Origin of the sequence: Kitasatospora cystarginea (assembly GCF_039533515.1) — a bacterium.
Taxonomy (GTDB): domain Bacteria; phylum Actinomycetota; class Actinomycetes; order Streptomycetales; family Streptomycetaceae; genus Kitasatospora; species Kitasatospora cystarginea.
Map to the genome: position 1 here is coordinate 305134 of NZ_BAAATR010000001.1, position 18535 is coordinate 323668.

Annotated in this window: 12 protein-coding genes; 4 read left to right on the forward strand and 8 right to left on the reverse strand. The window is 73.7% G+C overall.

The annotated features are described in order from the left end of the window. Positions 1–497 precede the first annotated feature (497 nt). Positions 498–2567 carry an MFS transporter gene (locus ABD369_RS01365; RefSeq protein ID WP_344634275.1) on the reverse strand — a complete coding sequence of 690 codons (2070 nt, stop codon included), beginning with the start codon at positions 2565–2567 and terminating at the stop codon, positions 498–500. Positions 2568–2818: 251 nt separating this feature from the next. On the opposite strand from ABD369_RS01365, the gene ABD369_RS01370 reads away from it, so the two are divergent. Beyond that, positions 2819–3847: a peptidoglycan-binding domain-containing protein gene (locus ABD369_RS01370; protein ID WP_344634276.1), complete on the forward strand. Its 1029-nt coding sequence runs from the start codon at positions 2819–2821 to the stop codon at positions 3845–3847. 109 nt (positions 3848–3956) lie between these two features. Here the strand turns inward: ABD369_RS01370 and ABD369_RS01375 are convergent, their stop codons facing one another. From ABD369_RS01375 to ABD369_RS01385, 3 genes are all read right to left on the reverse strand, one after another. Then, on the reverse strand, positions 3957–4541 hold the full coding sequence (locus ABD369_RS01375) for a TMEM165/GDT1 family protein (RefSeq protein WP_344634277.1): 585 nt from the start codon (positions 4539–4541) through the stop codon (positions 3957–3959). A 217-nt stretch (positions 4542–4758) separates the two neighbouring features. Continuing rightward, positions 4759–5568 carry an ABC transporter permease gene (locus tag ABD369_RS01380; RefSeq protein ID WP_344634278.1) on the reverse strand — a complete coding sequence of 270 codons (810 nt, stop codon included), beginning with the start codon at positions 5566–5568 and terminating at the stop codon, positions 4759–4761. Beyond that, positions 5532–7157: a dolichyl-phosphate-mannose--protein mannosyltransferase gene (locus tag ABD369_RS01385; protein WP_344634279.1), complete on the reverse strand. Its 1626-nt coding sequence runs from the start codon at positions 7155–7157 to the stop codon at positions 5532–5534. Before ABD369_RS01385 ends, ABD369_RS01380 begins: the two co-directional genes overlap by 37 nt. Before the next feature lie 173 nt (positions 7158–7330). On the opposite strand from ABD369_RS01385, the gene ABD369_RS01390 reads away from it, so the two are divergent. Continuing rightward, positions 7331–8422 (forward strand): DNA polymerase III subunit beta family protein, encoded by a 1092-nt coding sequence (locus tag ABD369_RS01390; protein WP_344634280.1) that lies wholly within the window; start codon positions 7331–7333, stop codon positions 8420–8422. A gap of 131 nt (positions 8423–8553) precedes the next feature. Here ABD369_RS01390 and ABD369_RS01395 read toward each other — a convergent pair whose 3' ends face one another. Beyond that, positions 8554–9894 carry an MFS transporter gene (locus ABD369_RS01395; RefSeq protein WP_344634281.1) on the reverse strand — a complete coding sequence of 447 codons (1341 nt, stop codon included), beginning with the start codon at positions 9892–9894 and terminating at the stop codon, positions 8554–8556. Between the two features lie 135 nt (positions 9895–10029). On the opposite strand from ABD369_RS01395, the gene ABD369_RS01400 reads away from it, so the two are divergent. Further along, a complete protein-coding gene (locus ABD369_RS01400) occupies positions 10030–10590 on the forward strand; it encodes a MarR family winged helix-turn-helix transcriptional regulator (protein ID WP_344634282.1) in 561 nt (186 codons plus the stop codon). A 24-nt stretch (positions 10591–10614) separates the two neighbouring features. On the opposite strand, the gene ABD369_RS01405 is transcribed toward ABD369_RS01400, so the two are convergent. The 3 genes from ABD369_RS01405 to ABD369_RS01415 are packed head-to-tail and all read right to left on the reverse strand — an operon-like array spanning position 10615 to position 17677. Further along, the gene (locus tag ABD369_RS01405; protein ID WP_344634283.1) at positions 10615–11586 is read right to left on the reverse strand and encodes an ABC transporter ATP-binding protein; all 972 of its coding nucleotides are present in this window, start codon (positions 11584–11586) and stop codon (positions 10615–10617) included. Continuing rightward, positions 11583–14435: a hypothetical protein gene (locus ABD369_RS01410; protein ID WP_344634284.1), complete on the reverse strand. Its 2853-nt coding sequence runs from the start codon at positions 14433–14435 to the stop codon at positions 11583–11585. Before ABD369_RS01410 ends, ABD369_RS01405 begins: the two co-directional genes overlap by 4 nt. Further along, a complete protein-coding gene (locus ABD369_RS01415) occupies positions 14432–17677 on the reverse strand; it encodes an FtsX-like permease family protein (protein WP_344634285.1) in 3246 nt (1081 codons plus the stop codon). Before ABD369_RS01415 ends, ABD369_RS01410 begins: the two co-directional genes overlap by 4 nt. Before the next feature lie 149 nt (positions 17678–17826). Here ABD369_RS01415 and ABD369_RS01420 point away from each other — a divergent pair, with 149 nt between their 5' ends. Further along, positions 17827–18525, forward strand: coding sequence for an ABC transporter ATP-binding protein (locus tag ABD369_RS01420; protein WP_425557512.1), 699 nt, complete (start codon positions 17827–17829; stop codon positions 18523–18525). Positions 18526–18535: the final 10 nt, after the last annotated feature.

Genomic DNA, 18535 nt, shown 5'->3' on the forward strand with positions numbered 1-18535 from the left:
GGATTGATTCAGAACTTGAAAATCGCAGCCCGAACCGGCGCACGGCCCGATTCGAAAAATAAATGAGCACGGCTTCTGCGGCCATTCTTCACGGCCAACCCGGTCCGATTGTCGGACTTCAGGATTTCACAGAAGGGGGCACTTGCGGGGAGCAAAAAAGACTAGCTTCCCCTGTGCCTCGAAAATGGAGGCCCCTCCTCGCTTCGGCCATCGACTTCCAGGCCGGGATGCGCAAAGGAGAGTACCGATCCGAGTTGCATCGATTCCCCCGTTTGGACAGATGCATCACATAGCGATGACCTGACACTAGCACAGGCTAACGATCAGCTGTCCAGATCTTTCGGGCGGAATCCAATCGCAACTTTGCGTGATGGGTTTCACCTGGACTTCTCGCGGAATGTCCGGTTTCCATCCGTCTCGAGGGAACACAGCGTGGCCGAAAAACGTCGGCGCCCGACCCTCGCCCTGCCCGGTGTACGCAGCCGTCTGACCGGTGATCAGAAGGAGCGCCCCTCGCCGCACTGGGGGTGTTCCGGCCCGGTGCGGTCCGGTCGGTCGCGGTCGTCGGCGCAGAGCTGCCTGCTGAGGCGGTTGAGCAGGTCGGCCAGGTCGCCGTAGCGCCTCTCGTCGTAGTCGTCCAGCAGGGCGGCGAGTTGGGAGCGCCGGGCGGCGACCAGTTTCTCGGCCACCTGCCGGCCGCGCTCGGTGAGGCGGATCGACAGGCCACTGCGGACCGCGAGGCCGCGGCTCTCCACCTCCCGGACGGCCGCCTCGACCACCTCGATCGGGACGGTCCGGCGCTCGGCGAGTTCGGCCGGTTCGACCCGGCCCTGGTGATGCATGGCGAGGATCAGCCAGCTGGAGGCGGGTTCGAGGTCGAGTCCGGCCTCCTCGGTGATCCGCCGGAAGAGGTCGCGCCGGGCGTCCCGGGAGCCGAGTAGGGACAGCGCGCGGGCGATCTCGTCCAGCGAGGAGCGTTCGACGGGGTTGACGCCGATGCTCTCGCCCAGGTCGGGGGCGGTGACCGTGGTGCGGAGCCGCTGCTCGCGGATGAACAGCGACAGCACGAAGGCGACGACCGCCACCGGTACGGCGTACAGGAAGACCCGGGTGATCGACTCGGCGTACGCGCGGTGGACCGCGTCCTGCACGGCGGCGGGCAGGGCGGCGACGACCCGCGGGTCGGCGGTGACGGTCGCGGGGTTGAAGCCGGGTGGCAGCAGGAGTCCGGCCAGCACCTCGGGCAGCCGGCGGCCCAGGCCGGACGCGAAGACGGTGCCGAAGATGGAGACCCCGAAGGAGGCACCGACGGAGCGGAAGAAGGTCGCTGCGCCGGTGGCCACCCCGAGGTCCTGGTAGCCGACCGAGTTCTGCACGATCAGCACCAGCACCTGCATGACCAGGCCGAGCCCGAGGCCGAAGACCAGGAAGTAGAGGCTCGTCTCGGTGGTGGTGCTGTGCTCGGTGAGCCGGGAGAGCAGAACCAGGCCGATGGTGGTGACCGCGGTCCCGGCGATCGGGAAGATCCGGTAGTGGCCGGTGCGGGCGACGATCTGACCGGCGACGATCGAGGTGAACAGCATGCCGAGCACCATCGGCAGCATGTGGATGCCGGACAGGGTCGGCGAGACCCGTTTGACGACCTGGAGGAAGGTCGGCAGATAGGTGAGCGCGCCGAACATAGCGAAGCCGACCACGAAGGAGATCACCGTGATCAGGCTGAAGGTCCGGGAGCGGAACAGCCGCATCGGGATGACCGGTTCGGCGGCGCGGCGCTCGACGGCGACGAACGCCACCAGCAGGACCGCGCCGAGCACCGCCAGGCCGACCACCTGCCAGGAGCCCCACGGCCAGGTGATGCCGCCCAGCGAGGTCATCAGCACCAGGCAGGTGGCGACCGAGGCGATCAGGAAGGTGCCCAGGTAGTCGATGGTGTGCCGGCGCGTCACCCCGGCGCTGGGGAGCACGGCGGCGATCACCGCCAGCGCGACGACGCCGATCGGCAGGTTGATGTAGAAGACCCAGCGCCAGCTGAGGTTGTCGACGAAGACCCCGCCGAGCAGCGGGCCGAGCACGCTGGTGACGCCGAACACGGCGCCGAACAGGCCCTGGTACTTCCCCCGGTCGCGGGGCGGGACCAGGTCGCCGACGATCGCCTGGGTGAGTACGATCAGCCCGCCGCCGCCCAGCCCCTGCAGCGCCCGGAAGGCGATCAACTCGCCCATGTTCCGGGCGAGTCCGCAGAGCGCGGAACCGATCAGGAAGATCACGATCGAGGCCCGGAAGAGCCGCTTCCGGCCGTACATGTCGCCGAGCTTGCCCCACAACGGGGTGGCGGCGGTGGAGGCGAGCAGATAGGCGGTGACCACCCAGGAGAGGTGCTTCAGACCGCCGAGGTCGCTGACGATGGTGGGCAGTGCGGTGGAGACGATGGTCTGGTCGAGCGCCGCCAGCAGCAGCGCCAGCAGCAGCGCACCGATCGGCACCCAGAGGTTGTGCACCGTCGTCTGCGGGGGTGCGGGACCGCCCGCTCCGGCCCGGTCGGACGCGGCTGCCGGGTTCGCCATGTCGGCTCCTCGGTGAAATCCGGGCTGACGATCGCCCAGACTCACCATGATGTCAGCATTGTCCGAATTCACCACATCTGATTGCACCCTTTGCATCTCGCCGTCGCGGGAGGGCAGCCAATCGTTCACATGGCACAGACCGTCACAGAACAGGACAACTACCTCAGGATCGGACGCTTGACTCTGTCAACTCCCAGAACGCTCCTGCATAATCAGGCGGGTTCGCCATCAGAGCCAAGGAGGACCGGCCCATGCCGGGAGAGCACTGTGCCGGCTGCGGCACCGTCCGGACGGCCGGCGGCTGCGCATGCACCCCGGTTTCGTACGGCCGGTCGGGCTATCAGCCGGTGCACCCCGACCTGGAGGAGACCGCGGTCCTCCCGCACACCGAGGGCCCGCCGCTGGTCCGCCCGTACGTCCCGGCCGCTGCCGAGTACGAGGAGCCGGACCCGGACGCCTTCCCGACCGCGCTGCTGCCGCCGGTCCCTGCCCAGGACCAGCAGGCCACCACGCTGCTGCCGCCCGTACCGCCGCAGCACCACCCGTCCGTGTCCGCTCAGCAGCCCTACCCGCCGCAGTACCGGCCCGCACCGCCTCAGCGGCTGCCGTACCAGGCACCGCACCGGCCGCAGGACCAGGCCGCCGAGCTCGGGGTCTTCGCCTTCCAGGCGGGTGACGGGCCGGGCGGCAGGGCCGAGCGGCGGGCGCAGCAGCAGGCGGCGCCCATGAAGCGCAAGGTCGTCATGGCGGCGGCCGGGGCGGGAATCGTCGCGATCGGCGCCGGGATCGCCTTCGCCCTGGTGCCGGCTTCGGGGAACAAAGGCGTCAACCAGGCCGACCCGCTTCCGGTCGGCACCGTGCAGCCCCTGCCCACCAGCGCGGCCTCGAGCGTCCCGGCGACCACGGCCCCGGCCTCGGACAGCCCCTCCCCCACCCTGAGCAAGGCCAGCCCCAAGCCGAGCCCCACCCTCAGCCGGCTCCCGGTGATCGCCAAGGCGACCACGACCAAGCCGACCGCGTCCCCGTCGCCCAAGCCGACCACCGCGTCCCCGACGCCGAGCGGCCCGCGCACCCTGGGCCCGGGAACGAACGGTCCGGACGTCGCCGCCATGCAGCAGCAGCTCTCCAACTGCGGCTACCACGTACGGGCGAGCGGCAGCTACGACGACCGGACGACCAAGGCCGTGCGCAGTTTCCAGTGGGACGCGAACGTCGAGGGCGATCCGAGCGGCGTCTTCGGTCCCAACACCCGAGCGGCGCTGGACGACGCGTTCTGCTGAGCCCCCGGGCCGCCGGCCGGGCACCCCTGGACGGCGCGGGGAACCGCGCGGCCGAAGGCCCCGGCCGACCGCGGCACGCCTCACACGCCCGGGCCGTCACCCGGGCGGGTCAGCCGGTGACGGCGTTGAAGACGCTGAAGACGGCCATCAGCAGCATCACCACGGCGGCCACCCGGACGATGACCCGCATCGGCACGTACTGCAGCAGCTTCTGCCCGCCCACGATCGCGATCCCGCCGACCGCGCAGAGCGCCAGCCAGGCGCCGAGGCCGACCGACACCGGGTCGGCGTACTTGGCGGCGAGGTTGGCCGTCATGATCTGGGTCAAGTCGCCGAACTCGGCGACCGCGACGACCACGAAACTGGCACCGGCGACCTTCCAGAAGCTGCCCGAGGACGGCTCCTTGGCGGCGTGCCCCTCCTCGTCCTCGTCCTTGTGCCAGAGCAGCATCAGCGCACCCACCAGGAACAGCAGCCCGGTGATGCCCTCCACCCAGCGCTGCGGCAGCAGGGCGAGCAGGCTGCCCGCTGCCAGGGCGAGGCCCACATGGAGGGCGAAGGCGGCGGCGATCCCGGCGAAGACGTAGCTCGCCCGGTAGCGGGTGCCGAGGACCAGGCTGGCCAGGGCGGTCTTGTCGGGCAGTTCGGCGAGGAAGATGATGCCGAAGGTGAGGGCGGCGATGGTCAGGCTCATCGGGGGTGGATTTCCCTTGGTCGGGCTGCCCGGCCGGATGGCCGCCCATCGGGGGACGCCTCGGCCCGACAGCACTGGTCATGGTCACAGCACTGCGGCCGAAGGTCTCGCCGACACCCCCGTCACGGGCGGGTGTCCCGGGCGCCGGGCCCGCACGAGGCGAGGCCAGTATGTCGACGGTCCGGTGGAGGGCTACTCCCCTTCAACTCCGACCAGCCTACCTGACCCGGTGAGCGGCCTCGCGGGTCACCAGCCCCCGCCCCACCAGCTCGAGCACCGCAACGATCGCCACCGCCTCCACCGCGAGCAGTGCGATCAGCACGAACAGCTGGACCGCCCCGGCCTGGACGGGCGTCGCCCCGCCCAGCAGCATTCCGACGAAGGCGCCTGGCAGGGTGACCAGGCCCACCGTCCTGGTCTGGTCCAGTGCCGGGACGAGTGAGGTGGCCGCCGCCGTGCGGCAGATCTCCAGGCGCGCGTCCCGCTCCTCGAAACCGAGCGCCAGCGCCGCCTCCACCTCGCCGTGCCGCAGGCGCAGCTCGTCCAGGGCCCGGCGGCCGGCCAGCGAGGTGGCGGTGAGCCCGCCGCCGATCAGGATCCCGGCGACCGGGATGACCGACAGGCCCTTCGGCGGCAGGAGCCCGCCGGCGAGCAGCAGCACCAGCACCGGCAGCACGCCGGCCCCGATCGGGACCGCGGCCCAGACCCAGCCGGGGCCGTCCGTCATCCGCCGCCCGGCGGTGCGCACCGCGACCGCGAACATCACCACGACGAACAGCGCGGAGGTCAGCACCGAGCCGACCACCCAGGTGATCGCGAAGGCGACGGCCGCGAGCTGCAGCACCGCCCGCAGGCCCGCCCGCAGGACGTCCCGCCCGTGTCCGAGCCTCCCCCATCCGGTGACCGCGACCGCCGCGAGCAGCAGCGCGGCCGCGACGACGCCGAGTGCGGGCGTGACCGGGAGCAGTTGGCCGGCGGCCGCCACCGCGCTCAGATCCAACTGGTGAACCACATCCGGCTCTGCCACTGAGTCATCGGGATCACCTCCGCCGTGTAGAGCGGGTAGAAGTACGCGAAGCAGGCCACGATCGCCAGCACGACGGCGCCCGCGCCGATGGCGCCCGTGCGGCGGCGCTGCGGTGAGCAGCCGGGCGGGCCGAGCATCGCTCCCAGCATCAGGGCCACCGCCAGGCAGAGGAAGGGCACCAGCACCACCATGTAGAAGGAGAAGATCGTCCGCTGCTGGTACTGGAACCAGGGCAGGTAGATCCCGGCGACGCCCGCCAGGATCGCCCCGGCCCGCCAGTCCCGGCGGAAGAACCAGCGCCAGAGCGCGTACGCCAGAGCGAAGCAGGCGGTCCACCAGAGCAGCGGGGTGCCGAGCGCCAGGATCTGGCTGCCGCAGCCGTCGGGAGCGGTGCAGCCGTGCTCGCCCTGCGACACCTGCTCCCAGTACATGCTGACCGGGCGGCCCTGGACCAGCCAGCTCCACGGGTTGGACTGGTACTTGTGCGGGCTGGTCAGGCCGGTGTTGAAGTCGTACATCTGCGCGTGGTAGTGCCACCAGCCGCGCAGCGCCGCCGGGACCCAGGTCATCGGGAGCTGCGGCAGCGGGACGTCCACCACAGGGGTGCGGGGCGGGGAGAGTCCGGCTCGGCCGTCGGCCCAGTGGCGGTCGAAGCCGCCGTCGGTGGCGAACCAGCCGCTCCAGGACGCCAGGTACACCAGTACCGCGACGCCCACCATGGAGAGGAAGGCGGGCAGCGCGTCCCGGCGGAGCATCGAGCGCCAGGGGCGGGCGGCCCCGGCCCAGCGGCGGCCGGACTGGTCCCAGACCACCGTCAGCAGGCCGAAGGCGGCCAGGATCTGCAGGCCGTTCCACTTGGTGGCGCAGGCGGCGCCGAGCAGCAGCCCGGCGGCGATCCGCCAGGGGCGCACTCCCAGCCGGACCTCGTCGCCGGCCCGGCCACCCTCGGCGCGGGCGGCGCGCAGCACGGCGCGGGTGTGGTCGCGGTCGATCAGGAGGCAGCCGAAGGCGGCGAGCACGAAGAACATCACCACCCCGTCCAGCAGCCCGACCCGGCTCATCACGAAGTGCAGACCGTCCACGGCCATCAGCAGCGCGGCGGTGCAGCCGAGCAGGGTGGAGGAGAAGAGCCTGCGGCCGATCCTCGCCAGCATCAGCACGCTGAGCGTCCCGAGCAGCGCGAGGACCACCCGCCAGCCGAAGGGGTGCAGCCCGAAGGCGGCCTCTCCGAGTGAGATGACCCACTTGCCGAGCGGCGGGTGCGCGATGAACTCGGGTGCCGCGGTGAGCGGGATGCTCTGCGGGACGGACAGGATCTGGAAGTTGGCGCTGTCCGGCCAGACGCCCTCGTAGCCCTGGTGAAGCAGCGACCAGGCGTCCTTGGGGTAGTAGGTCTCGTCGAAGACGAACGCGTTCGGGTGGCCGAGGTTCCAGAACCGCAGGACTCCGGCGAACAGCGCGACCGCGACCGGCCCGAGCCAGCCCGAGTGCCGGACCGCCCACTGCGGCGCGCGCAGGTACCGGGCGGCCGGCGCCGAGGCGGCGGGAGGGGGCAGGGGGTCGGTGCCGGTGACTGTCGGGTACGCCATGGCCTCGCCGGTTCCTCGCTTCGATCGCTGTGGTGGACGGCCCGGGCTGACACTATGTCGCCTCGAGGCCTAAACCCTAGCCAGCATCCGACGCGCCAGGCCCGGCTGCACCTCGTACTACGGTGGGCGTCCGGGTTGACCCTCGACCTGGTCGAGGCCGCAGAGTCGTCGGCGTGGAGAGCGGAGTGACGCAGGGCAGCGCGATGCGCAGCATCGGTGAGATGGCCAGGGACAGCGGGCTGAGCGTGAGTGCGCTGCGGTTCTACGACGGGGCCGGGGTGTTCGGGCCGGCCTGGGTGGATCCGCAGAGCGGGTACCGCTGGTACGCCCCCGACCAGGTGGCCGATGCCCGGCTGATCGCCCGGCTGCGCCGGGTCGGGCTGCCGCTGGCGGACATCTCTCGGGTGCTCGGCGGGCCCACCGAGGCGGCCCAGCTGGTGCTGGAGGGGCATCTGCGCCGGCTGGAGGACGGCCTGGCCGACGCGCGTCGCGAGCTCTCCGCGGTACGGACGCTGATCGACCTGAGGGAGAACCCGATGAATCTCGTTGCCGTGACCCGACTGACCGTTGCAGCAAGGGAGTTGGCCTCCGCACTGGACGCGGTGCGGTTCGCCGTGGGCACCGATCCGCAGCTGCCCGCCGTGGGCGGGGTGCTGCTGGAGGCGGACGGTGAGCTGCTGCGGCTGGTCGCCACCGACCGCTATCGCCTCGCCGTCGCCCAGGTGCCGCCCACCGGTCCGGCGGAGGGCACGATGAGCGTGATCGCGCCGACCGCGTTCGTGGACGAGCTGCGCCCGCTGCTGGACGGCGCCGGGGAGGTCCGCCTGCTGGCGGAGGGCGACCGGCTGATCGCGACCGTCGGCGACCGATCGGTGCTGGGCGAACGGGTCGACCAGGACTACCCGGACTACCGCGCGCTGATCCGACTGGAGCCCACCCACCGGCTGACCCTGGACACCACCCACCTGCGCGAGGCGCTGGCGGCCGGGGCCACCCGCAGCACGGTCCGCGGCCAGGACGGGGTGGCGTTCGAGCTCTCGGTCCTGGTGGTGTCCGCGGACGGCTCGTTCACCGTGGCCGATCCAGAGGGCCCGGCGGACGGCCTTCGGGTGGGCGTGAACCGCGACTTCCTGTTGGAGGCCGTCGCGGCGGGCGGCGGGGAGCAGCTGGTGCTGGAGCTCGGCGGCCCCATCGCCCCGCTCGCCATCCGCTTCCCCGAGCGCGCGGACACCTTCTCCCTGCTGATGCCCACCACCCTGTCCTGAGTCCGCTCTTCCGGCCGGCCGCCCAGGGGCGCCGGCCGGAAGGCCCGGGGGATCGGCCGGGCGTGAACGGTTCCGGCCGCCGTCCGCAGCACCTCCCCCGAGGATCTGCGGACGGCGGCCGAAGGTCGGCGTCAGGCGACGACCTGGAGCTCCCCGGTCGAGGTGAGCGACGTCCGAGTTGGGACCCGGTTCGCCGGGAAGCCTGCCGGCAGCACGGCGTTGTCCTGGACCGGCGTCAGGTGGGCCCGCAGCCGCAGGGCCAGAGTGACGATCAGCAGGGTGCAGAGCACCATCACCGCCAGGTAGAGCGGCCAGGTGCCGGAGCCGACCAGCAGCACACCGACGGCCGGGCCGACCGCGACGGCGATCTGCTTCACCAGGGCGTGCGCCGAGTTGTAGGTACCGAGCAGTCGGGTCGGCGCGAGGTCGGCGACGATCGGGCCCAGGGTGGGGGCCAGCAGGGACTCGCCGACGCCGAACAGGGAGTACACCGCGACGATCGCCACGGTCGCGGCCATCGCGTCGGAGCGGACCAGCCCGGCGGTGAGCGCCATCACCCAGGCGCCCAGCCAGACCACACCGGCGGCGGCCATCGCGGTGGTGCGGCGGCGGCGCTCGGTGAGCCTCACCACGAACATCTGGAGCACCACGATGGTCAGCGCGTTGACGCCGACGGCCAGGCCCAGGGTGGACGGCGCGGTGCCCACGGTGTCGGTGGCGAAGGCCGCGACACCGGACTCGAACTGGCCGTAGCAGGTGAAGAAGATCAGCCCGGCGAGCAGGCAGAGCCGCATCATGGCCTTGTCCGCGAACAGCGCGCGCAGCCCCTGCGGGCCGGCCTCGCCCTGCTCGACCTCGACCACGATCGGCTGAGCACCCGGGATGCGGGCGGTGCCGGCGACGATCGCCAGGCCCACGAAGGTCAGCGCCTCGATGGTGAACAGCCGGGTCAGGGTGGCGGGCTCGGCAACGTCCACGATCTGGCCGCCGACCAGGGCGCCGATGCCCATCCCCAGGTTGACCAGGGTGAACTGGAGCGCGAAGGCCCGCGAGCGGGTGGCCCGGGTCGAGCAGCGCACGACCATCGTGGCGAGGGCCGGCTGGCAGGTGGTGACACCGGCGCCGAACAGGAAGGACGCGATCATCAGGTCGGGCGTGCCGGTGGCGTGGCCGAACGCGAAGGCACCGGAGGCCGCCAGGGCGGTACCGGCGAGCAGCACCGGGCGAGGACCGTACCGGTCGATCCCGCGGCCGGTGAAGGGCAGCACGGCCAGCGCGGCCAGCGCGAAGACGGTGAAGACCATCCCGGCGGCGAGCGAGCCCAGGCCCCTGACCTGGTCCACGTAGACGAACATGTACGGCATCGTGAATCCGCTGCCGAACGCGCTGAGCGCATTGCCGATCTGGACGCGGCGCAGCGGGCCGCCCGCCCCGTGACGCTGCTGCCTCTGCTGCTTCACCGTGCCGGTCACCGTGCACACCCTTTCACTGGATAGCCTTCGATGGAGAAGACTTCAGGACTAAACTTCAGAGCTAAACTCTAAGCATCGGAAGCCTGAAGCGTCAAAGGCTTAACGCCTGCAGCCCTTCGTGGGAGAATGAGCGCCATGAGCGCACCGAAGCCCGGACAGGAGACCGACGGCGAGCTGGCTATCGCCGACCAAGTCGCCGTCTACCAGCGGGAGTTCCCCACCGTCGACCCACAGGTCGAGACCATCGTCTCGACCCTGTCCCGGGTCGCCCGACGGATGAGCGTCGCCTACGGCAGGCAGCTCACTGTGCTCGGAATCACCTCCGCCGAGTGGGAGGTGCTCAAGGCGCTGGTGGTCGCCGGCAGCCCGTACCGGATGGGCCCGGGCGAGCTGGCCAAGCGGCTCGGCCTCACCCCCGCCGCGATGACGCACCGGATCGACCGCATGGTCACCGAGGGCCTGGTCACCCGGGAACGCGACGAGGCCAACCGGGTCCGGGTGATCATCGAGCTGACCGAGGAAGGCCGCGACAAGTGGCTGGAGTCGATGCGGATGGCCGCGGTCTTCGAGGAGGAGCTGCTCCAGGACATCGCCCAGGCCGAGCGCCCCGTCCTCTCCACACTGCTCGGCCGGATGCTGCGCCGGATCGAGGAGACCCAGCCGGACGCCCTGGGCCGCACCGACGACCTGGACTGAGACCGACCGGGGAGCGGACCCGGGTCAGCTCCCCGTCGGGTCGTCCGGCCGGACGGCGACATGGTCCGGCTCCAGGTCCACCGCCACCCGGTGCTCCATGCCCAACGCCTCCAGGAACTTGCGGGGCAGCTGTACCCGGCCGGTGCGGTCCAGCATCACGTACTCGCGCTCGCTGACCGTCTCCGCGCCGTGCTCGTCCACCACCGTCCGCCGCAGCACCTCGCTGCTGGTCCGGCCGTCCCGGATCGCCACGGTGCGGCGCACCTCGCCCGCCACCATCGGGTCGTGGGTGACGATCACCACCGTGGCGCCCAACTCCCGGTTGACGGTGCGCAGCGCATCGAAGATCCCGGCGGCGGTCTCCGAGTCCAGCTCGCCGGTCGGCTCGTCGGCCAGCAGCACCGCCGGGTCGCCCACCATCGCCACCGCGATGGCCGCCCGCTGCTGCTGCCCGCCCGAGAGCTGGGCCGGCCGGAAGTGGGCGAGTTCACCCATGCCCAGCGCCTCCAGCAGTTCGGCCACCCGAGCCGATCGGCGCGCGGCGGCCCCGCGCGAGCGGGCCCGTCCGCGCAACTGCAGTGGCAGCGCGATGTTCTGAGCAACAGTCAGGTAGGGCAGCAGATTGCGCGCGGTCTGCTGCCAGACGAAGCCGACCACCTCCCGGCGGTAGCGCAGCCGGTCCCCGGCCGACATCGCCAGCAGATCGCGGCCCGCCACCCGGGCGCTGCCGGCCGTCGGCACGTCCAGGCCCGCCAGGATGTTCAGCAGCGTCGACTTGCCGCTGCCCGAGGCGCCCACCAGCGCCACCAGGTCACCCCGGTCCACCACCAGGTCGAGGCCCTGGAGGGCCTGCACCTCCACCCGGTCCGCGGTGAAGATCCGCACCAGCCGGTCGCAGACGATCGCCGCGTCCGCCCCGTAGCCGCTCGGCTCGGCGGCGGCCAGCGCCGCCCGCCGCAGGTCCTGATAGCTGGGTGCCGCCTGGTCGGCGCTCATCGCACATCCCCCGCTCTCAACTCGGTGGTGATCTGTCGCCGCCCGGACACCGCCACCTCCGCGGCGACCGTGGCGGTCGCGACCGCCACGAGGGCCAGCACCTGGAGCAGCACCGGCAGCCAGGCGGTCCGCAGCCCGGCGGGCACGGGCGCGCCGACCAGCGCCGCCAGGTCGACCGCTGGGCCCAGCAGGGGTGCCGCGGAGAGGGCCACCAGACCCCCCGCGAGGGCGGCCACCAGCGGCTGCGGCAGCGCCTCGGCCAGGATCAGGGCCAGCCCCTGGCGCGGCCGCAGGCCCATGGTGCGCAGCCTGGCCAGTAGCGCGGCCCGCTCCGGCGCCGCCCGGACCAGGGTCAGCAGTACGGCCAGCAGCGCGAAGCCGCCCGCCGCCGCGACGGACGTCCAGAACAGCCGGGCGGCCGTGTGCTGGAGCGGGTCGGCGGCCAGCTCCTCGGCGGTCTCGGCCTTCGTCCGGACGGAGTATGAGTCCCTGCCCTGCTGCCGGGACGCGGCACCGCTCGCGGACCCGGCACCGCTCGCGGACGCGGCGGCACTCGCACGCGCGGGGCCGGTCGCGGCCGCGTCGGCCGGGGAGAGCCGCTGGAGCAGCTCCCGCAACGGGTCGGCGGCGAGCCGGCCGGTGGCCAGCCACAGGTTGGGGCGGCCGATCCCCGGGAACCGGCGGGCGACCGGCCCGGCCGGGAGCACCATGGTCTTGCTCCCGCCCGCGCCGTTCACCGCCGGGGTGCCGTCGACCACTCCCGCCACCCGGACCTGGAGCTCCCCCGACCGCAGGCGCGCGGCGCGCGGCGCGCCGCCGAGCCGCTCGGCCACATCCGGGCTGGCCAGCGCCGGGACCGGGGAGCCGGCCCGGCCGTCGTCGGCCAACAGCGCCGGGTCGAAGACGCCCTGCCCCAGGTCGCGGGCGAGCGCGGCGTACACCACCGGGTCGATCACGATCACCGTGACGTCCGAGATCAGCGCACCGCCGGGGGTACCCACCGGTGCTGCGTCGAAGGTCCAGGCGGCGGTGGCCGCGCCGGCGCCGGGCAGCCGGGCCGCCGCCGTCGCGAAGCCCTCGGGCAGCGCGGCGGCGGAGACTGCCGCCACCCTGGCCCCGGCGCCCACCGCGGTGAGCGCGGCCCGCTCGCGTGCCGCGGCCACCGAGTCCAGCACGGTGGCGCCGAAGCCCGCCGTGGTCACCGCGAGCAGCAGGGCGAGCAGCGGCAGGACACTCGGCCGCTGGTGTCGGCCGTCGCCCCGGGCGGCCCGGGCCAGCCCGAGGAAACCCACCAGCCCGGGGCGGCGGCCCGCCCGGCGGGCCGCCCAGCCGATCAGCACCGGATGGAGCCTGGCCAGCACCAGGGCTCCGGTCAGCGCGAGCAGCAGCGGGGCGCCGACCAGCAGCAGGTCCACCCCGTCGCCGCCCGAGGCCACCCCGCGCCGCCGGACGGCGGCCAGCGCGCCGGCGGTGGCCGCCGCCACCGCGAGTTCGGCGACCAGGCGGCGCCGGCCGCCTCCCGGGCGCGGGGCGGCCGACAGTGCGAGGGCCCGCAGCGGAAGGCCCAGGGCCGCGACCAGGGTGACCGCCAGGGCGGCAAGCACCGAGGCGACCCACCGCCCGGTCGGCAGTACCACCAGCGCGAGGAGCGTCCCGGCGAGCCCGGCGGGCAGCACCGTCACCGCCGTCTCGCCGAGCAGTCTGCCGAGCACTCCGGCCCGCGAAGCGCCGCGGGCGCGGAGCAGGCGCAGCTCGCCGGCCCGGCGTTCGGCGGCGAGGGCCGCGGCCAGGCAGAGCACCGCGACGGCGACTGCGGCCGCGCCCGCGGGGCCGACCTCGGTGAGCGGTGCGACTGCGGTCTGCCGGTGGGCCGCCTCGTCGAACAGCTGCGGCAGCGTCGAGGTGACCTGGCTGCCCGGCTGCCCGAGGTCCGCGACCAGCCGGGTGTTCGCCGGTCCGGCGATCAGCGAGGCCACCGCGCTCCGGGCGGCGGGCAGCCGGTCGGCGTGCAGCGCGGCGAGGTCGAACGGGAGCTGGTAGAAGTCCGTGCTGCCGGCGCTCCAGGCGCCCAGCCCCGGCAGCCCGTCGCGGCCGACCAGGCCGGTGGCCGACCAGAACGGGACGGCCTCGAAGCCGATCCGTACGGTGCTCAGGCAGGCGGCGGCCAGGCACGGGGTGCCCGCCCAGAACGCGCTGTCCACCTGGTCGGGGCGGTACAGGCCGACCACCTCGGCGCTCACCCCGGCACCGGTCTCCGCCCCCGGGGCCCCGGCGTTCAGGGTCGAGCCCGCGCGTACGCCCAGGGTCGCGGCGGTGGCCTCGGACAGCGCCACCTCCACGTGTCCGCGCGGCGCCGCTCCGGTGGGCCACCGGCCGGCCACCAGGCGGGCGTGCCCGGCGGCGGCGTTCAGATAGACCAGGCCGAGCTTGGGCGGCAGCCCGCCGGGGCGGGGCAGTCCGCCGTCCGGCAGCTCGCGTGGGAACCGCCCGGCCGAGCCGTACACCGGGCCGCCGGCCGCCAGCCGCAGCGGCGCCGGGACGTCGCCGGCGATCGCCCCGGCCTTGCGGTCCAGGTCGGCCGCGGGATCACCCGACGCGGCTTCCGAACCGGCCGCGGGCGCGAACCGGCCGACCGTCACCGACACCGAGCCGGCCAACGGCCCGTGGCGGCGGACCAGTTCGCGCAGCGCCTGGTCCGCGCCCCGGTCCAGTGCGCGGGGCAGGGCGGCGGCCAGGAAGGCGGTGACGAACACCAGGGCGGCCGTCAGCAGTGCGGCGGTCGGCGCCGTCCGCAGCCTGGTCCGCACCCACGGCGCCCCGGCGAGAGACCGGGCGCGCGGCTCGCTCATGTCTCCTCCACGTACCGCAGCCGTGCGGTCAGATCCCGGTTGCGGCGAGGGCCGAGGAGCACCAGCAGCGGAAGGGCCGCGATCAGCAGGGCCATCAGCACGGCCTGGCCCAGCGGGAGGTGCACCAGCACCCCGGGCACCGGGCGGCGGGCCGCCGGGCTCAGCACGATCAGCGGGAGCACCAGGTGCGCCAGCAGCGCGCCGAGGCCGAGCCCCACGCCCAGCCCGAGCAGCACCAGCAGACCCTGCTCGGCCGCCACCGTCCGGGCCAGCCGGCGCCGGGAGGCGCCCAGCGCCAGCAGCACCGCGAACTCGCCCGCCCGCTCGGCCGCGGCGCCGGCGGCCGCGGCGGCGAAGCCGATCGCGGCCAGTACGGCGGCGGCCGCGGCCAGGGCCGCCAGGGCGTTCTGCGGGGCCGCGCCGATCGGGTCGTCGCGCAGGGCGGCCGCCACCTCGTCCCGCAGCTGCAGGGTCTGGGCACCGGCACCGGCCCGCAGCGCGGCCGCGGCCCTCGCCGGCACCGCATCGCCCCGTCCGGTGCCGGGCAGCCACCACTCGTCCGGGGCCGAGGGCAGGCTCTGCTGGTCGACCAGGGAGCGGTCCAGCGCCGCCAGGTCGACCGCGAGCGCGGGGCCGTCGGCCGTCGGCAGAGCGGCCACGGCGGCCGTGATCCGCACGCCGACCGCGGCGCCGCCCACCGGGACCAGGATCCGGTCGCCGACCGAGGCACCGACCGCCGTCAGATAGCCGCGGGTGGCGATCCCGGTGAGTTCGGGCACCGGCGCGGGGTGTCCCTGTGCATCGGCCGGGATCAGCGAACTGGTGCCCTGGGAGGTGCTTCCGGTGCGGTAGCGGAAGACCAGCGGGTTGTGCCCGTCCGTGCCGGCGGTGCCGCCGGAGGACGCCTGGTCCTGCTGCCCGGTGCCCGTCCGGACGGACCAGCCGAGGCCGGCCGGCACGGCCGCCGCGGTGGCGGGCCCGTCCGCGCTGTCGGCAGCGGATATCCGGTGGAGCGTCAGTTCACCGTTGAGCCAGCCCTCCTGGGCCGGAGTGGGAGTGACTTGGATCCCGGCGACGGTCAGCGGTGCGGCCGCCGAGCCCAGCGGTGCGCCCAACTCGGGCCCGAGGTCGACGGAGACCGTCCGGTCACCGGTGACCGGCAGCTCGGGGAGCCGCTCCTCGTACAGCACGCCGAACCGGTCGCGCAGCAGCAGGATCACTCCCGGGCCCTGCGAGGCGGCGGCCTGGCCGCTCAGCGTGAGGCTCAGGTCCAGGTCGATCCGGCGCGGGCGGCCCGGCAGCACGATCCCCGCCTGCGGGCCGGCGGGCACCGACCCGGCCAGCGGCCCGAACAGGTCGGCGACGGCGCGGCCGCCGAGCACGTCCGGACGGATCCGCAGACTGCGGGCGGCCGCCGCCGCGTCCAGTGCCAGCAGTTGGGCGTCGTTGCCGCCTGGCACCATCAGGTGCTTGCGGACGACCGGGATCAGGCGGTCACCGCCCGGCAGTGCGGCGTACCGGCCGCCCTGGCCCATCGACGCCAGGCCGGAGTTGGAGATCCGCAGGCCCGAGGCGGTGGCGAAGTCCGCCTGGTCGCCCTGGGAGCCGGACCAGGCGGTGCGCTGCCCCAGCGCGAGCATGCCGATCGAGACGGCGAGCACCAGCAGTAGCACCGGCCCCGCGCTGCGCCCGGGCCGGCGGGCGAACTGCCAGCCGAGCAGCGCCACCTCCAGGCCCGGCCGCAGCTCGGCCAGCCGCTCCCCCAGCCTGGCCACCAGCGGCAGCAGCCGCAGCACCAGGACGGTGCCGGCGGTCAGCGCCAGGGTCGGGGCCACGACGAGCAGCGGGTCGATGCCGAGCCGGCCGGCGCGGTCCTTGCTCAGGCCGCCGCCGGAGTAGTGGGCCAGTTGCTGGTAGGCCACCGCGGCAAGCGCGAGCAGGGCGAGGTCCGCGCCGGAGCGGGCCGCGCCTGCGACCAGCGCCCGACGCCGTCCGGCGCGCCGCAGTGCCGCGCTGCCGGCTGAGCGGAGCAGTGCGGGCACGGCGGCCAGCAGGACGCAGCCGAGTGCGCAGGCGGCCGCCGGCGGCCAACTGGTCCAGGGCAGAGCGGTGTTCAGCCGCGTATCCGCCAACGGCCCCCAGTCGGCCAGCAGCCGCACCAGCAGCGGGGTGAGCGGCGGGGCGAGCAGCGCGGCCGGCAGCGCGAGCAGGGCGGCCTCGGCGGCGGTGAGCGCGCCGATCCGCAGCCGCGAGGCGCCCCTGGCGGCCAGCAGCGCGTTCTCAGCGATCTGCCGCGTCGTCAGCAGGTGCACCACCAGCAGCAGTACGGCGATGGCGAGCACCGCCAGCTGCAGCAGTCCGATCAGCAAGGTGGACCTGGCCACCATCCGGTCCGACTCCAACTCGCCGAGGAATTCCGGGAGTTCGGTCTCGACCTGCAGGCCGTCGAGCGCCAGGTGGCCGGCCCGCTCCCGCAGCGCCTCGGCGTCGGCCGCCCGGAGGGCGCCGAAGTCGGCGGCGAGCAGGTAGTTGCGGCCGTCCTGGGCGAGAGCGGCCGCCGTGAAGGCGGTGTCGTCGACGAGCAGCGGTCCGTAGGTGGTGAAGGACTGGATCTGGACACCGCGCCCGCCCAGTTCGTCCAGTTTCCAGTAGGGTCCGTCCCGGTCCACGGCCTGGTACACGCCGGTGATCCTGACGGCGTGCGCGGTGCCGTCGTACCGGTCGACGAGGTTCACCACCGCCGGGAGGGCCGACGGAGTCAGGTGCAGCCGGTCGAGTGCCGCCTGCGGGACGGCCGCCTCGATCGGCGCGGTGGCGGCGGTGGCGGCTTGCGGCCACTGCCCGGCGAGCAGCCGGGCCTTGGAGCGGTCGAGCGAGGCGAGGTGGGTGATGTCGGGATTGGCGCCCGCGGCACCGCTCACCGGAGCACCGGGCAGGGCGAAGGACCGGCTGACGGCCACGCTGCGGACGCTGTCGGGCAACGGGGCGAACAGTCCCCGGCCCAGCCTCGCGACGGCGGCCTCCTCCGCGGCCCGCGCGCCGACGCCGCCGTGTCCGCGGACCAGCACGACCGTGCGGGAGAAGCCGGGCCCCTGGAGCGCGTGCCGCAGTCCGGCCTCGCCGACGCTCCGGTTGAACGCGGTGAGAGCGGTGAGCGAGGCGGTGGCGATCAGCACGGTGAGCATCGCGGCGAACGCCGGCAGGAGCCGCCCGCGGAGTCGGCGCACCACGAAGCCGACCATCTGCGCACCTCCCCCGACCGGGCCCACTGTCACCGGATAGCGGAGATTATGGTCAGATTCGATCCGACTACGAAAGGGTCTTGCGCGAATCATGTGACAGAAGCGCACACTTGAGCATGGAGATCCCCCAACAAGACTCATCCGTACCGATGGTGACGGTCCGGAACGTGACCAGGCGCTTCGATTCCGGTGCCGGCCAGGTGTTCGCCCTGCGCGGGGTCTCCTTCGAGGTGCGGCGGGGCGAACTCACCGCACTCAAGGGCCGGTCCGGATCGGGCAAGACCACCCTGCTCAACCTGGTCGGCGGCCTGGACCGCCCGACCAGCGGCGAGATCGAACTCGACGGCACCGGTCTGACCCGGCTGGACGAGGAGGGCCGGCTGGCCCTGCGGCGGGAGAGGATCGGCTTCGTGTTCCAGTCCTTCGGGCTGATCCCGATCCTCAGCGCCGCCGAGAACGTGGGCGTTCCGATGCGGCTGCGCCGCGTCCCGGTACGCGAGCGCGAGGAGCGGGCGCGCACCCTGCTCGCCCTGGTCGGCCTGGCCGACCACGCGCAGCAGCGTCCGGGTGAGCTCTCCGGCGGCCAGCAGCAGCGCGTCGCCATCGCCCGCGCCCTGGCCAACGAGCCGTCCTTGATCATCGCGGACGAGCCGACCGGCCAGCTGGACTCCGAGACCGGACGGTCGGTCATGGAGCTGCTGCGAGCAGTCGTCCGCAGCGAGGGCGTCACCGCGCTGGTGGCCACCCACGACCCGGCGCTGATGGAACTCGCGGACCGGGTGGTGGAGCTCGCCGACGGCCGGATCGTCGAGGCCGCCCCGGGCGCGTCGGCACCCGGGGCGGCCTGACCTGTCGGTG